This window comes from Bacteroidales bacterium, assembly GCA_013314715.1.
Taxonomy (GTDB): domain Bacteria; phylum Bacteroidota; class Bacteroidia; order Bacteroidales; family GWA2-32-17; genus Ch61.
The window spans coordinates 34,844-51,676 of the sequence record JABUFC010000001.1 but is presented as its reverse complement, the minus strand read 5'-3'; the positions used below and the strand labels follow the sequence as shown (position 1 = coordinate 51,676).

Annotated in this window: 10 protein-coding genes; 8 read left to right on the top strand and 2 right to left on the bottom strand. The window is 32.1% G+C overall.

The genetic code is table 11. The features are described 5' to 3' along the window. Positions 1–9 precede the first annotated feature (9 nt). Complete coding sequence (locus HPY79_00170) at positions 10–2,493, bottom strand: PAS domain S-box protein (protein ID NSW44234.1); 2,484 nt, start codon at positions 2,491–2,493, stop codon at positions 10–12. Between the two features lie 115 nt (positions 2,494–2,608). Here HPY79_00170 and HPY79_00165 point away from each other — a divergent pair, with 115 nt between their 5' ends. From HPY79_00165 to HPY79_00130, 8 genes are all read left to right on the top strand, one after another. Beyond that, positions 2,609–3,880: a replication-associated recombination protein A gene (locus HPY79_00165; GenBank protein ID NSW44233.1), complete on the top strand. Its 1,272-nt coding sequence runs from the start codon at positions 2,609–2,611 to the stop codon at positions 3,878–3,880. A 165-nt stretch (positions 3,881–4,045) separates the two neighbouring features. Then, the gene (locus tag HPY79_00160; GenBank protein ID NSW44232.1) at positions 4,046–6,742 is read left to right on the top strand and encodes a hypothetical protein; all 2,697 of its coding nucleotides are present in this window, start codon (positions 4,046–4,048) and stop codon (positions 6,740–6,742) included. Between the two features lie 242 nt (positions 6,743–6,984). Continuing rightward, on the top strand, positions 6,985–9,405 hold the full coding sequence (locus HPY79_00155) for a sodium-translocating pyrophosphatase (protein NSW44231.1): 2,421 nt from the start codon (positions 6,985–6,987) through the stop codon (positions 9,403–9,405). Between the two features lie 243 nt (positions 9,406–9,648). Then, entirely contained in the window at positions 9,649–9,990 is a 342-nt protein-coding gene (locus HPY79_00150) for a hypothetical protein (protein ID NSW44230.1), read from the top strand. A 64-nt stretch (positions 9,991–10,054) separates the two neighbouring features. Continuing rightward, positions 10,055–10,936, top strand: coding sequence for a GTPase Era (gene era, locus HPY79_00145; protein ID NSW44229.1), 882 nt, complete (start codon positions 10,055–10,057; stop codon positions 10,934–10,936). A 12-nt stretch (positions 10,937–10,948) separates the two neighbouring features. Then, a complete protein-coding gene (gene der, locus HPY79_00140) occupies positions 10,949–12,256 on the top strand; it encodes a ribosome biogenesis GTPase Der (protein ID NSW44228.1) in 1,308 nt (435 codons plus the stop codon). A 1-nt stretch (position 12,257) separates the two neighbouring features. Then, positions 12,258–12,764 carry a hypothetical protein gene (locus HPY79_00135; protein ID NSW44227.1) on the top strand — a complete coding sequence of 169 codons (507 nt, stop codon included), beginning with the start codon at positions 12,258–12,260 and terminating at the stop codon, positions 12,762–12,764. A gap of 6 nt (positions 12,765–12,770) precedes the next feature. Further along, complete coding sequence (locus tag HPY79_00130) at positions 12,771–14,912, top strand: ComEC/Rec2 family competence protein (GenBank protein NSW44226.1); 2,142 nt, start codon at positions 12,771–12,773, stop codon at positions 14,910–14,912. A gap of 125 nt (positions 14,913–15,037) precedes the next feature. Here HPY79_00130 and HPY79_00125 read toward each other — a convergent pair whose 3' ends face one another. Continuing rightward, positions 15,038–16,828: an iron hydrogenase small subunit gene (locus HPY79_00125; protein ID NSW44225.1), complete on the bottom strand. Its 1,791-nt coding sequence runs from the start codon at positions 16,826–16,828 to the stop codon at positions 15,038–15,040. Positions 16,829–16,833: the final 5 nt, after the last annotated feature.

The window sequence follows — 16,833 nt, the reverse complement described above, 5'->3', positions numbered from 1 at the left end:
ATACAAAAACTAACTATGGTTTAAATATTTCTCTAAAATAGATAAAAGCTGTATAGCATTCACGGGTTTAGTTAAGTAAGTTTCCATTCCACATTTATTCATTTTTTCATATTCTTGTTCGTTGGCATAAGCGGTTAAACCTATTATAGGCACTTTATCAGATAATATTTTTTTTATTTCTTCGCAAGCTTGATAACCATCCATCCTAGGCATTTTAATATCCATTAGAATAAGAGCGATGTCTGGGTTTTCTTTCAATTTTTGAATGGCTTCAATACCATCCATTGCAATAATCAACGAAACCGGAAAAGGAGCAAGGATTTCTTTTATCAAATCAATGTTAGTCTGCGTATCTTCGGCAAGAAGGATTTTTTTATTTGGGAGATTAAAAATTTTGTTGTTTATTATTTGTTCTTCTTTATTGTCAATAGGTAAGTAAGGTAAAACTATATTAAATTCACTTCCAACTCCAACTTTAGAATTGAGCGAAATGGTTCCACCCATGATCGTCACATACGACTTTACAAGCGATAAGCCTAAGCCCATACCACTGTGCGGATGTTTTTTGGCAATCTCTTCCACTTGCATAAAACGTTCAAATATATAAGGTTGTAGCGACTCATCAATGCCTATTCCAGTATCTTTTACATTTAAAATAAGTTGTTGATCTTGTTGCTTTACTTTTATATGAATATACCCTTCTTCGGTAAATTTAATAGCATTAGTTAACAAATTAGATACTATTTGCTGAAGCTTAGTTTCGTCGGTTAAAATCCACTTTTTATCATCTGGCAACCATTCCGTTAACTGAATATTGATTTTTTTATTTGTAATTAATGGACTTAAAGATTGAATAATATGTTGAATAAGTTGGTTAATATTAGTTTTTTGGTAATATATTTTTTCTTCGCCGGCTTCTATTGTTGCAACGTTAATAATGTTGGTAATAACATTTAATAAATGATTTCCACTGGCTTTGATAATACTTAAATATTGAGCTGATTTTTCGGCACTTACATTTCTTTTACTTAATAAATCCGTGAAACCTAAAATAGCATTAAGTGGAGTTCGAATTTCGTGTGAGATATTATTTAAAAAAGAAGTTTTTAAGCGATCGCTTGCTTCTGCTTTGTTTTTAGCTTTTATAAGTTCTTCATTTAGTTTTAAAATATGTTGATTGTTTTGACTTAGCTCTTCGTTGAGCGATTGGTATTCTTCGTTTTGTTGCTTTAATAAACGTTCTCCTTCTTCGAGTTGAGCTATCGTTTCTTGTAACTTGCTTTGAATATCGATTAAATCGGTAATATCTATAGCTGTTCCTATTGCTGCAGGTTTGCCTTTATAGTTGGTCAAATATCCTGCACTAAATTTTATCCATCGTTCTTCGCCGTTTTTACGAACAATTTTAAAATCGTAGTTAGGCGGTTGTGGTATGCCCTTTAACCGCATTCTTCCTCTTTCTTTAACCAATTCTTTGTAATCAGGATGAACAACATCCCAAAAATTGATATTTAATAATTCTTCGGTAGTATATCCGGTTAAATCAGATGTAGCTGGGTTACAATATATAAACTTGTCATTTTGATATATAAAAATGGAAGCTGTAGTTGAATCAGAGAGCGCTTTAAATTTTTCTTCGCTTTCCTGAAGGGCATTAAATATTATATTTTTATCGGTAATATCGGTAATAAAGCCTTCTAAAAACAAAAGGTTACCTTTTTCGTCGAAAACTCCTTGTCCACGCTCCCAAACCCATCGGCGTTCACCCGATTTTTTAACTATTTCGTACTCACCTTCAAAATATTCTCTTTGGGCTAATTTTTTTTGCCACCTTTCCCACAAAAAATCCCTATATTCTTCGGCTATTACGTCATTAAACGATAACGTTTTATTGTTTATAAAATCATCTGATGTATAGCCAGTTATTGCATAACAACCTTCGCTTATATAAGCCATGGTCCAATCTTTATCGTTAGCACATCGGTAAACAAATCCTGGTAAATTATTTACGAGTGTCTCAAATTTGCGTTTTTCTTCTTCCATTTCAATTTTTAATTTATTTAAATGGGTAATATCTTTAATAATATGAACAAATCGTGATATTTTATTGTGGTTAAAAATAGGGTCAACAGAAACCAAATAAACTTTGTTTTTTATTTTTAACTCCGTTTCTTCCCTTTGGTGTGATTTTTTAGAACGAACTAACGGGCAACCTTCAATGTGATCTTTTGTATGATGCATTAACTCAAAACAATAATGACCAACTATTTCATTTTGAAAATTAGATTTAAAAACTTCCATTGCTTTATTAGCTTGCAAAATCTTACCATCAATATCTAATATTGCAATAGGGTCGCTAATGGCATCAAAGGTTTCTTGCCAATTTTGTAATTCTTGTTTTGGACATTTTCTTTTTTTATAGTAGTAAAATATAATACCAGCACCCAATAATAATCCTATAATAAATGAAAGAACGAGAAAAAAGTAGTTCATAATCATATTATTATTAATATTCAAAGATACACTTTTTTTTAAATACAAATATCATATAATGCAAGTAATTTTAATTAATTAATGTAACGTATATTTGTAAATTAAAAAAATTACAATGGAACCTTTAGCAGAACGTATGCGTCCAAAGAATTTTGACGATTTTATTGGGCAAGAACATTTAGTTGGAAAGAACGGAGTAATCCGAAAAATGGTCGAAAACAATAACCTACAGTCTATCATTCTTTGGGGACCTCCAGGTGTTGGAAAAACTACACTTGCTCTTATAATTGCTCAATTATTGCAACGACCTTTTTTTCATTTAAGTGCCACGCATTCCACAGTTAAAGATGTACGTGAGGTAATTGATAAAATCGAGAAAAGTCCCCTTTTTCATCAGCAAACTCCTATTGTTTTTTTAGACGAAATTCATCGTTTTTCAAAATCACAACAAGATTCTTTGCTTCATGCAGTTGAGAAAGGCTTGTTTATTTTAATAGGTGCTACAACCGAAAATCCTTCGTTTGAAGTAATTACTCCTTTGTTATCACGATGCCAGGTTTATATATTAAAATCACTGACAGAAAACGATTTAAAAAAATTGGTCAATAGGGCTATCGAAAACGATAAAGAACTTAAACGAAAAAAAATTGAAGTCAAAGAATACGAAGCCCTTATTCATTTTAGCGGAGGCGATGCTCGCAAGTTACTCAATATTATTGAATTATTATTTACATCAGAAAACACAGACACTCTAGTCATTACTAACAATTACGTTCAACTTATTTTGCAAGAAAAACTTGCCATTTACGACAAAAATGGCGAAATGCACTACGATGTTATTTCAGCCTTTATAAAATCGATTCGTGGGAGCGACCCGAATGCGGCTATTTACTATCTGGCTCGCATGCTGGCTGGTGGCGAGGATGTAAAATTTATTGCCCGTCGCATGGTTATACTAGCTGCCGAAGATATTGGTTTAGCTAATCCTAACGCATTATTGTTAGCAACTTCTACCTTCGATGCCGTACATCAAATCGGTATGCCCGAAGCTCGCATTGTTTTAGCTGAGACCGCTATTTATTTAGCCTCGTCGCCTAAGAGTAATTCGGCATATATGGCTATCGAAAAAGCGTTTGAAGAAGTTCGTAAGTCAGGCGATTTGTCGGTTCCTCTGCATTTACGCAATGCTCCCACCAAGTTGATGAAAGAGGTAGGCTACGGTAAAAATTATCAATACGCTCATAGTTTTGACGGGCATTTTGTAAATCAAGAATTTTTACCAGAAAAAATTGTAGGTACTATTTTTTATACCCCATCTAATAACCCCCGTGAAAATGAATTGAAAAAATATTTATCGAAATGCTGGAAAGGTAAATATGGATACTAAAATTTTACTTTTACACTTCAAGCACTATGTACACTGATTTTGTTTACGAGATAAAATAAAAAAAACTAAAAAGGCTGTTGATATATAGATAAAAAAAATTAACATTCTCATAATGAAATAAAAAAAAGTTTCTTATATTTGTATAAAATATAAACTATTCATGCTATGAAAAAAATTTTTATTCTTTTTACATTTTTATTATCGTTGGGCACCATTCATGCTCAATTTTCAATTACCTACGAAACAATTGATCCAACTTGTTATGGTCAATGTAACGGTAAAATAAAAATTACCAGTGCAACAGGTGGTGTTGCACCCTATACATTAAATTTAGTAGGTTACTCGATGACAATAAACAATTATAATGGAACCGATACGGTTTATTTTCAAGATTTATGCTCAGGAACCTACACAGTTCAAATTACGGATGCCAATGCACAAACCATATCTTATCAAAACAATATTATCATAAACGACCCTCAACCAATAACATTTAATGTTACAACTACTGATGTAACATGTCCTGGATTATGCAACGGCACTGCACAAGTAACTATTTTAAATGGAACTCCACCATATCAAATAGAATATAATGGTCAATACTACAACAATGGTTTATTTTCTGATTTATGTAGCGGTAATTATTATTTATACATCAACGATGCCAATGGATGTCAATTAACAGATGTTTCATTTGAAATATACGAACCTCAACCTATAAATGTATTTTTCGACTCAATAATACATCCTAGCAATTGTACTTCATTAGATGGACAATTATATGCAAACGTTACTGGAGGCACTTCTCCTTATACCTTCAACTGGTCAACAGGTAACACTTCACAAACTATAATAGAAATTGGTACAGGCATTTATCATTTAACAGTAACAGATGCTAACGGTTGCTCCAAGATTGCTCATTATGCATTAAATGAAACAACATCAAATCTGAATTTAATGGGCTTTAATCCGACATGCTATGGTTATAGTAATGGTAAAATTTATATGTATCACCCCATGCTTTCAACTACTTATCCGGCTTATATTACCTGGAGCAATGGTTCTACCAATATTTTATTAGATACATTATATAACACAAATTCAATCGCTGATACGTTGTTTAATCTTACTGCAGGGCATTATTTTGTTACTATTACCGATGGATCATGTTCCAATTATGGTTATTATGAACTTACTCATCCCGATTCCATTAAAATCGAAACTTATGTTAATGATGTATCATGCTATGGGCAGAACTCTGGTAGTATAAATTTATATGTATCGGGCGGTAATGGTCAAAATGGATACATTTTTAATTGGAGTAATGGTTCAACAGCCGCATATTACATGTACAATTTAGCAGCTGGTAATTATTCGGTAACCGTATCGGATATGATCGGTTGTTCCAATACTCAAAATTTTACTATTCATCAACCCGATTCATTTATAGTAAATATTATACCTGTAAACGTAAGTTGTAATGGTGCTAACGACGCTTATATTATAATTCATCCTCAAGGTGGAACACAACCATATTTTTATACATTAGATAGTGCCAATAGTTATTCTTACATTGAATTAACCGATACTATTATTTGGTTAGATTATGCGGGCAATTATCAATTGCATATTAAAGATGCAAATTATTGCGACACCATTAGTTTTACAAATATACTCATAACAGAGCCTAGTAAACTTTTAATAGATACCATTCAGTTAACTCCCCCCACCTGCTTAAATAACGATGGTACCATATACTTTGAAGGAATGGGTGGTACAGGCACTTATACATACTGGATTAACGGTGTAAATTATGCTAATAACATTGTATATAATTTAAGCGAAGGTAATTATTTACTTGCCATCGAAGATCAAAATGGCTGTTATGTAGATTCTTCGATATACGTTACTAAACAAAGTGAACTACCTGTTATTAAAGGCTATGTAAGCTATAATCAAAATCCTATCGATAGTGCTAAGGTATTGTTGTTACAAGTAGGTCAATTTGGTGCTGCTATTATGGATACCATACGTGTACAAGGTCCAAATTTTGATTTTTACGACATATACCCTGGCAGTTATTATTTAAAAGCCAATTATACAGGTACAAATTTAAATGTTTGGAATACTTACTATCAGCACTCTCCCTATTGGACCGATGCCACAATGCTACAAGTTTCTTGTAACGATACCCTTCAACTTAATATTGAACTCATTCAAGCTCCAAGTATAACCAATGGATTATGCAGTATGTCAGGCTATGTTCATTTTTTAAATAGTAAAAACGGTAAAGCAGCAAGTGAACCCGTACCAGGTGCCGAAATTACAGTTGAACAAGTTCCTGGTCCAACTATCATAAAAATGGCTTTAACTGACACTACCGGATTTTATAATCTGAATAACTTACCTGACCTTTCCAACTGTAATTTACGCGTTGATATTCCCGGACTTCCACTTTTGAGCACTTATACCGGATTATCAGTTAGCAGTAACGGTAATGCCAACCTTACTAATTTAAATTTTATTGTCGATACTACTACCAATGGCGGTATTATGAAAGATTCATCACTATGGGCAAACATTCAATATTCCGATATTGCTTCTATTCAAATAGTTCCTAACCCTGTCATCAATCAAGCAAATGCGGAAATAACTATTCAGTCCAATCAAGAAATTAATATTTATATAATGAACTCAAAGGGTCAATTGATTGATAATTTAGGTAAATTTAAACTAAAAATCGGTAATAATCCAATTGCCATTTCTACACATTTACTTACAGGTAATGAAACCTATTATTTAGTTGCACAATCGGATCATAACACTTATATTAAAAAGTTCATTAAACTATCACAAAAATAAACTTTCAAGCCTATAAAATCTTTAATATAAAGCCGTCTAAAACAAAATAGACGGCTTTTATTGATATAAATGATTATATAGAACATACTTTTTAAATTTAGAGTTATTAATTACTTAGAGTAAAAATATTTTTTAGAATATTGAATTTATATTCAAAAAAGTATTACTTTTGCCAAAAATTATGTTTTACAACATATTTTTGAACAATTTTGTAAATTATTCAATTTAAAACTAAATAATCTATGAAACGAAAACTGTTAGTATTAGGAGCTTTGTTAAGTCCTTTTTTCATGTCTGGAAGCGAAGCTGATTTAAAAATTCCCGAATTAGCAGAACGTCAGAACAGCCTGCTATATTATGGTCTTATAGTTACTGTGTTAGGTATGCTATTTGGGCTTTATCAATTTATGAAAGTTAAAAAGATTAAAGCACACAAATCGATGTTAGATGTTGCCCATATTATTTTCCAAACATGTCGAACATATTTATTCCAACAAGGTAAATTTTTAGCTGTACTTTTCCTTATCGTTGCAGCTATTATTACTTTCTATTTTGGTTATTTACAACATAGTTCCTTTGGTGGTGTTTTACTTATTTTATTCTGGACCATCATCGGTATTTTAGGCTCTTATGGTGTAGCTTGGTTTGGTATTCGCATGAACACCCTTGCTAACAGCCGTATGGCTTTTGCTTCGTTAGAACGTAAACCACTTAAATTATTAAATATCCCCCTCGATGCAGGTATGAGTATTGGTGTTATGCTCATTTCAGTTGAATTAATTATGATGTTGATTATTTTATTGTTTGTACCTCGCGAATTAGCCGGTGCTAGTTTTGTAGGATTTGCTATTGGCGAATCGCTCGGTGCAAGTGCTTTGCGTATAGCCGGTGGTATTTTTACAAAAATTGCCGATATTGGTAGCGACTTAATGAAAATCGTTTTCAACATTAAAGAAGACGACCCACGTAATCCTGGTGTTATTGCCGATTGTACCGGCGATAATGCAGGCGACAGTGTAGGACCAACCGCCGATGGTTTTGAAACCTATGGTGTAACCGGCGTTGCTTTAATATCGTTCATTGTTTTAGCTATAACCAATGTTGACTATCAAACTGAGTTATTAACATGGATATTTGTAATGCGTATTTTAATGGTTATAACCTCAGTATTTTCATTTTATATTAACCGTTTCATATCTCAAGCACGTTACAGCAAAACCGATGATTTAGATTTTGAAGTTCCCTTAACCAATTTAGTTTGGATAACCTCCATTTTTTCTATTTTAGTAACCTTTTTAGCAAGCTATTTCTTAATAGGACCCGGCACTTTATTAGGTGCTGTATCTGAAAATTTATGGGTCATTCTATCTGTTATTATTAGTGCAGGTACTTTAGGTGCAGCATTAATTCCTGAATTTACAAAAATTTTTACCAGTCCAAAATCAAAACATGTAAACGAAGTAGTACGTGCATCAAAAGAAGGTGGCTCCTCGTTAAATATCCTTTCGGGCTTTGTAGCCGGCAATTTTAGTGCCTTTTGGCAAGGTATGGTATTTATTCTTTTAATGTCAATTGCTTATGTAGCAAGCAACACAGGATTAGAAAACGTAATACCCGCTTATCCTACTATTTTCGCGTTTGGCTTAGTTGCATTTGGTTTTTTAGGTATGGGACCTGTAACTATTGCTGTTGACAGTTACGGACCTGTTACCGATAACGCACAATCTATTTATGAACTTTCGCTAATTGAATCGAAAGAAGGTATAAGCGAAGAAATTGAAAGAGATTTTGGATTTAAACCCGATTTTGAAAAAGCTAAGCATTACCTCGAAGCAAACGACGGCGCTGGAAATACGTTTAAAGCAACAGCTAAACCTGTACTTATCGGAACAGCTGTAGTGGGTGCTACAACCATGATTTTCTCTTTAATATTAGTAATTAAAAATGTTTTAAACATTGAACCTGAACAAATCTTAAACATTTTAAACCCATGGACTATTTTAGGTTTTATAGCAGGTGGTTCAGTTGTATATTGGTTTACTGGTGCTTCGACACAAGCTGTTACAACAGGTGCTTATCGTGCTGTTGAATATATCAAAAAGCACATTAACCTTGACCCTAACGCCAGCCTTAGTGCTTCGACCGAAAACTCAAAAGAAGTAGTAAAAATCTGTACTCAATACGCTCAAAAAGGTATGATTAACATTTTTATTGCTATTTTCTCTTTTGCCTTAGCATTTGCATTTATTTCAGCCCCATCGGGTACTGGCGATGCACATTCTACAGCAGCAGCATCGTTTTTTGTAAGCTATTTAATTTCTATAGCAATTTTTGGCCTTTTCCAAGCTGTATTTATGGCCAATGCGGGTGGTGCATGGGACAATGCCAAAAAAGTGGTTGAAGTTGATTTAAAAGAAAAGGGAACCGATTTGCATGCTGCAACCGTTGTTGGCGACACTGTTGGCGATCCATTTAAAGACACATCAAGTGTTTCGCTTAATCCCATTATTAAATTTACAACTTTATTTGGACTTTTAGCCATGGAGATTGCTATATCACCCGATTTTAGAACAATTGCTCCTTATGTAGGTTATGTACTTTTGGCCATTGCATTATACTTTGTATGGCGATCATTTTATAAAATGCGTATTCCTGAAAAATAACTCACTTTGTTTAATAATAAAAAAGAGAGGCTGCCTTTGGGTAGCCTCTTATTATATACTAAACAACATAAATTTATATAAATATCAAGAATTTCATTTAACTAAACATTATAATTGCTTATTTTTATCGATTAATAAAAAGTGAATCATCAAACAAAAAGTCTAAAACCTTTTAGTTTTTTTAAGAAAAATTTGCATTTTAAAATTTTATGTCATATATTTGAAAAATCAAAAAGGTTGCTTATGAAATATTTTTATTTAATCGCCTTTATATGTATCGTATGGAGTTGTAATAATACTCAAAAAAACGAAAAACAAATGACTAACGACACATTAGCAGTTAACGAAAATATTAAACCCAATCATAAACAGATATTATATTACGAAGGAGGTCAAATAAAATTTGTACAAGAATATTTCAACGGAATTAAACATGGTGCCTATAAGAATTGGTACGAAGATGGCACCATCAGAACACTGGGTTCATATTATCTAGGCTTTAGAAAAGGTATTTGGAGTTGGTATAACGAAAAAGGTAAAATAGAATTTCAAGTAAATTACGATAAACAAGTAGCAAGCTTATAAAACTCATTTTTTAAACTTTTATTTTTATAGCTTTTTATTACCTTTGTTTCTTTATTATTAATACATGTACAAAGCTGGTTTTGTTAATATTATTGGTAAGCCCAATGTAGGTAAGTCATCGTTAATGAACAATATCATTGGCGAAAAACTAAGTATTATTAGCCCTAAAGTTCAAACTACCCGACATCGAATAAAAGCTTTTTACAATGATAATAATGTACAAATAATTTTTTCAGACACTCCTGGATTGCTTTCGCCTAAATATAAGCTTCAGGAATGCATGATGGATGTTATAAACGAAGCAATAGAAGATGCCGATATTTTATTATACTTAACTACAATTGAAGAAAATCCAAACGAACACACCATTCCTAGCCTATTATCAGAAATTAAAGTTCCTTTGATAATAGGAATCAATAAAATTGACTTAGCAAAAACTCAGCAACAAGTTGAAACACTTATTCAACAATGGAAACATTTTTTTCCTAATGCCATTGTCATACCACTTTCATCGTTACATCATTTTAATACACAAAAATTATTAGACACCATTATTGAGTATTTACCCGAACACGAACCATATTTTGATAACGAATCACTCTCCGATCGTAATATTCGTTTTTTTGTAAGTGAATTTATTCGCGAAAAAATATTTCTGTTATATGAACAAGAAATCCCTTATTCATGCGAAGTTGTAATTGATTCATTTATTGAAGAAGAAACACATACCAAGATATATGCAACCATATATGTTGCTCGCGAAAGCCAAAAAGCAATTCTTATAGGACAAAAAGGCAAAGCCATTAAACAACTTGGAACCGAAGCCCGTATCGCTATTGAAGATTTTTTAGATACACGCATATATCTCGATTTAAGTGTAAAAGTATTAAAGAACTGGCGCAACGATCCTAAATGGTTAAAACGACTGGGATATATCTATAAATAAAACACATTCGATATGGCAGGAATAGTAGCAATTATTGGGAGACCTAATGTAGGAAAATCAACCTTTTTTAATAGACTTACCGAAAGTCGTCAAGCTATTGTACACGAAACGCCAGGCGTAACACGTGATCGTCATTATGGAACTTGCGAATGGAATGGAAAAACATTTACACTTATAGATACAGGCGGTTACATAATAAATTCCGACGATGTTTTTGAAAAAGAAATACGCAAACAAGTCCATATTGCCCTAAACGAAGCCGATGTTGTTTTATTTTTAGTAGATGGCACCAATGATATTACCGATTTAGATTGGGCTGTGGCAGAAATACTTCGTAAATCGAATAAAAAAATATTATTAGTTGCAAATAAAATAGATACTTACGATAAAATATACGACACTCACGTCTATTATAGCTTAGGTTTAGGCGAAGTTTATCCTGTTTCGGCTATTACAGGCAGTGGTACCGGCGATTTATTAGATAAAGTAATGGAACTTCTACCTCAAGATCATAACGAATCGATAGTAGAAGACTTACCTAAAATTGCTATTGTTGGCAGACCCAATGTTGGCAAATCTTCGCTATTAAATGTATTGATGGGCGAAGAAAGACACATCGTTACACCTATTGCCGGAACTACTCGCGATGCTATTTACACAAAGTACAATAAGTATGGTATGAACTTTTATCTTATTGACACTGCAGGATTAAGAAAAAAACAAAAGGTAACCGATAATCTCGAATTTTATTCCGTTATGCGTACCATTAGAACAATTGAATATTCTGATGTATGCATATTACTTATCGATGCCCAAGAAGGAATTCAAGCTCAAGACATGAACATTTTTAGTCTTATCGAACGAAATCATAAAGGTATTGTCTTAGTTGTAAATAAATGGGACTTAATAGAAAAAAATAATCATACCCATAAAGAATTTACCGACCATATTCTTAAACGTATAGCCCCATTTACCAATGTTCCAATTATTTTTACTTCTGTAATAGAGAAACAACGTATTCACCAAATTCTTGAAAAAGCGATCGAAGTATACGAAAACCGTAAACGTAAAATTAGTACTCACCAACTCAACGAATTTATTTTAGAATTAGTAGAAAAAACTCCACCACCTGCTTATAAAGGTAAATATATAAAAATTAAATATGTAACCCAACTACCCACCCCCTACCCATCTATATCACTTTATTGTAACTTACCTCAATATATTCGTGAACCCTATAAACGTTTTATTGAAAATAGTATTCGAGAAAAATTTAACTTTGAAGGTTGTCCAATGGAAATTTATTTTAGAAAAAAATAATATGATTATCAGAATTTTAACAATATTATTTTCGGTATTTTTTTTAATCACTGCTTGCCGTAAACCAGAAAAAGTTTCTGAAATTCCACAAATAAAATTTATTGATGTTCCTATAAAAGACACATTAGATGAACTTGGGAACCAAATTCGTAGAGCTACGCTCATTTTTACACTCATTGATGGCGATGGTGACATTGGTTTTCAAGCATCTGATACACTAGCTCCCTTTAATCCCGGTTCAAAATATTATTACAATATTTACATTGATTTATATAAACGAGTTCAAAATCAGCAAGTTTTAATTCCCCTTCAAACTCCATTTTACTTTAGAACTAAATATATACAACCTCAAGGAATAAATAAAGTTCTGCAATGTACATTAAAAGTTAATATGGACTTTAATTTGCCTACTAATATTGATAGCTGCGAATTTGTATTTTATATGTACGATAGAGCCCAACATCAATCAAATATTGAACGAAGTGGCTATAGAAAATTAGCACCATAATGATCTATGTTTTTAAAAAAAAATTATCCCTTTGCCGAGTATCCCTTTATTCGCCTTATCGTTCCATTTATTATTGGAATATTTGCATTTCGAATTTTTCCATTTTATTTAAATATTCAAATTTTAGAAATTCTTTTAATTACCTTATTTTGTGGAATTATTATACTTCATTTCATTAACAGTAAAACCTATAAACAATTCAATAATATTCTTTGGGGATTTTTACTTTATATATTTTTAATTATAAGCTCATATACTTTATCCAGCATACAATACCCTCAATATCAATTTAAAGAAAATAAATCTAAAAATAGCATTGCTATTGGTGTTATTAAAAATACTCCCGAGAAAAAAGCAAATTTTTTAAAACTTAATATTGACATTCAAGGTATAAAAATTCAAAATCAATGGAAACCATCAAAAGGAAATTGTATTTTATATATCAATATCGATAGCAATGCTAATAAATTATATATTGGCGACATTATAGCATTTAAACCTAATTTAGATTCTATTAAAAACAAAGGTAATCCGAACGAATTTGATTATCAATCATATTTAGCCTTTCATTTTATTGCTCAATCCGCTTTTTTAAAATCAAACGATTGGATAAAAATTTCATCGGAACATAATTTTTCTATAATAAGATTTGCAGAACATATCCGAAATAAAGTATTAGCAATTTTTAACGACTTAAATTTACCAAATCAAGTAAGTGCTATTGCTTCGGCCATCACTCTTGGGTATAAAAACGAAATTGATAGTGAAATTAAACAATCGTATGTAGCTGCCGGAGCTACTCACATATTAGCGGTTAGTGGCTTACATGTTGGTGTTATTTACTTAATTATTCAATACATATTATTTTTTCTAAAAAAAAATTCATGGCAAAAATGGGTTAAATTATTTCTTATTATTATTTTCTTATGGTTTTATGCCTTTATTACAGGATTATCACCATCCGTTGTTAGAGCAACAACTATGTTTAGTTTTGTTGCAATAGGAAAACAATTGAATCGACACACAAATATTTACAATATTTTAGCAGCTTCTGCCTTTTTTATATTATGCATAAATCCGTTTTTATTATTCGATTTAGGATTTCAATTATCATATATTGCAGTAATTGGGATTGTTTATTTTCAACCTAAAATTCGAGCTTGGTTTCATTCCGAAAATCAAATAATTCAATTTATTTGGGATTTAATAAGTGTTACCATAGCCGCACAAATTGTTACAACTCCTTTATCCCTTTATTATTTTCATCAATTCCCTACATATTTTCTTTTGTCGGGTATAGTACTCGTTCCTATAACATCGTTTGTAATATACTTAACTATACTAAATTTAATATTTTACAATATACCATTTATTTCAATAATCTTTAATGTTTGCTTGAAATACCTCATTCTTTTTATGAATGGATTCACACAATTTATTGAAAAATTACCGATAGCTACAATTACAAACATTTATGTTAACGAAATTCAGCTTATTCTCTTATATTTAATTCTCTTATTTCTAACGGTTTATTTAATTCAAAAAAAAATTCATTATTTAAAATATTTATTATTTACCATTTTCATTTTTTCATTAATAGCTTTCTATAATAAATTCATTCAACTGCAGCAAAAAAATATTTATGTATATAATATCAATCAGGTTTCTACACTAAATTTTATCAATGGGACCAAAAATGTATTATTTGCCGAATTATATAAAGAAAAAAATATACATATTTTTCTCCAAAATCACTGGATAAGCATGGGATTAGAGCAAGAAAAAATATTGCCATTTCATCAACTAACACCCACTTTTTTATTTACTAATCTAACAACAATCGATAATCCGAATATTTTCACAAAAAAGCATTTTTTTAATTTTTATGGATATAAAATTTTAGTTATCAATGACGATTTCTTTTTTAAAAATAAATTTAATTCAACCATAAAGGTTGATGCTATTATACTACAAAAAGAAGCTAAAGTAGACATTCAAAAACTATTAAAATATGTTTATACCAAGCAAATTATTATTGATAGTTCTTGTTCTCAAAAGAAAATAAACTTTTGGAAAAAAAAGTTAAAAGACACGAATATTTCCATTTACATTGTTAAAGAAAAAGGTGCATGGAGTTATCAAATATAAATCATAAAACACCCAAATAATATTATAAATCAATTTGTTATATATAATAGACCTAACACTCTTATTGATAAAATAAAAAAAGCTGCCCATTTATATGAGCAGCCCTTTTTATAAAAATACTAATTTTAGTAACGTTTTCTGGGTTTGTAATGAGTATGCAACAAATCGTGCGATTTATGTCCGAGTGGTTTACCTAAGAAGTCTTGATAAATAAGTTGAACTTCTGGGTTTTCATGTGATTTACGTAATGGCATACCTTCGTCTTCGGCATAAATAGCTTCTGCACGTTTTTGACGTATTTCTTTATTGGTAGGTATAGGCTGTCCACCACCACCTAAGCATCCACCAGGACAAGCCATTACTTCAATAAAGTGATACGAAACAGTACCATCGCTAACAGCTTTCATCAATTTCTTTGCATTTGCCAATCCGTGAGCAATAGCTACTTTTAAAACAGCACCTTCTAAGAAACTCCATTCGGGCACACAACCTTCTATCTTAATAGATGCTTCGCGAACACCTTCCATACCACGAACTGGGGTAATATTTAAATTTTGGAATGGTACAGGACGTCCTGTTACAATTTCGTATGCAGTACGAAGCGCTGCTTCCATTACACCACCCGTAGCACCAAAAATTACAGCAGCACCAGTTGATTCACCCATAATGCTATCGTAATGACTATCGGGTAAACGCATAAAATCGATACCAGCTTGTTTAATCATCATTCCCAATTCGCGGGTAGTTAAAACGTAATCAACATCTTGGAAACCACTTGAACGCATTTCGGGACGACCTGCTTCAAATTTCTTAGCTGTACAAGGCATTATAGAAACAGAAACCACATCCTTACCATTTAATCCTTTCTTTTGAGCATAATAGGTTTTTGCTAATGCACCAAACATTTGTTGTGGCGATTTGCAAGTTGAAAGGTTATCCAATAAATTGGGGAATAAATGTTCCTGGAATTTTATCCAACCGGGTGAGCAAGATGTCATCATGGGTAATGCAACTTGTTCTTTGTCAACCAATGCTTTTTTCAAACGGGTTAACAATTCGGTACCTTCTTCCATAATGGTTAAGTCAGCTGTAAAGTCGGTATCGAGAACAGAATCGAAACCTAACAATTTTAAAGCAGTAACCATTTTACCGGTAACACGTTCGCCGGGTTCATAACCCAATATTTCACCTAAACCGATACGAACTGCAGGAGCTGTTTGAACTACAACATGTTTTGTAGGATCGTTAATAGCATCCCAAACTTCATCGATATATGTTTTTTCGATTAAAGCACCGGTCGGACAGCGGTTGATACATTGACCGCAATTGGTACAAACAACTTCAAACATAGGATGTTCGAAGAAAGTAGAAATTTTTTGATGATCGCCTTTATATGCAACGGCTAAAGCAGAAACACCTTGCAATTCTTCGCAGGTACGAACACAACGTTGGCAACGAATGCAACGGCTGTCGTCTTTAATGATGGAAGGTGAACTACGATCGATGGTGTAGTTTTTCTTACGATTCAAATCAATGAACATGTGTTGATTAACGCCATATTCATGTGCTAAATCTTGTAATTCGCAATTACCATTTTTGTAGCATTCTGTACAATCAGCACGGTGTTCAGAAAGCAATAATTCAATAACATGCTTACGTGCCTGACGTACTTTGTTGCTATTGGTTAAAATTTCCATACCTTCAGCAACCGGAGCGGCACAAGCTGCTTGCAATAAACGAGCGCCCTGTTGTTCAACAACGCAAACGCGACAGTTACCTGCAACGCTTAAGTCTTCGTGGTAGCATAAAGTAGGAATTCTAAAATTTAATTTCTTGGCGGCTTCCAAGATGGTTGTTCCTTCTGGAACAGATACCGGAATGTTGTTTATTTTAAGGTTAACCATGTAGTTACTCATGACTT

What these genes read in the sequence shown, in the direction of transcription:
- HPY79_00170 (NSW44234.1), bottom strand. Translation starts at nt 2,493, where the DNA reads ATGAACTACTTTTTTCTCGTTCTTTCATTTATTATAGGATTATTATTG.
- HPY79_00165 (NSW44233.1), top strand. Translation starts at nt 2,609, where the DNA reads ATGGAACCTTTAGCAGAACGTATGCGTCCAAAGAATTTTGACGATTTT.
- HPY79_00160 (NSW44232.1), top strand. Translation starts at nt 4,046, where the DNA reads ATGAAAAAAATTTTTATTCTTTTTACATTTTTATTATCGTTGGGCACC.
- HPY79_00155 (NSW44231.1), top strand. Translation starts at nt 6,985, where the DNA reads ATGAAACGAAAACTGTTAGTATTAGGAGCTTTGTTAAGTCCTTTTTTC.
- HPY79_00150 (NSW44230.1), top strand. Translation starts at nt 9,649, where the DNA reads ATGAAATATTTTTATTTAATCGCCTTTATATGTATCGTATGGAGTTGT.
- era (NSW44229.1), top strand. Translation starts at nt 10,055, where the DNA reads ATGTACAAAGCTGGTTTTGTTAATATTATTGGTAAGCCCAATGTAGGT.
- der (NSW44228.1), top strand. Translation starts at nt 10,949, where the DNA reads ATGGCAGGAATAGTAGCAATTATTGGGAGACCTAATGTAGGAAAATCA.
- HPY79_00135 (NSW44227.1), top strand. Translation starts at nt 12,258, where the DNA reads ATGATTATCAGAATTTTAACAATATTATTTTCGGTATTTTTTTTAATC.
- HPY79_00130 (NSW44226.1), top strand. Translation starts at nt 12,771, where the DNA reads ATGTTTTTAAAAAAAAATTATCCCTTTGCCGAGTATCCCTTTATTCGC.
- HPY79_00125 (NSW44225.1), bottom strand. Translation starts at nt 16,828, where the DNA reads ATGAGTAACTACATGGTTAACCTTAAAATAAACAACATTCCGGTATCT.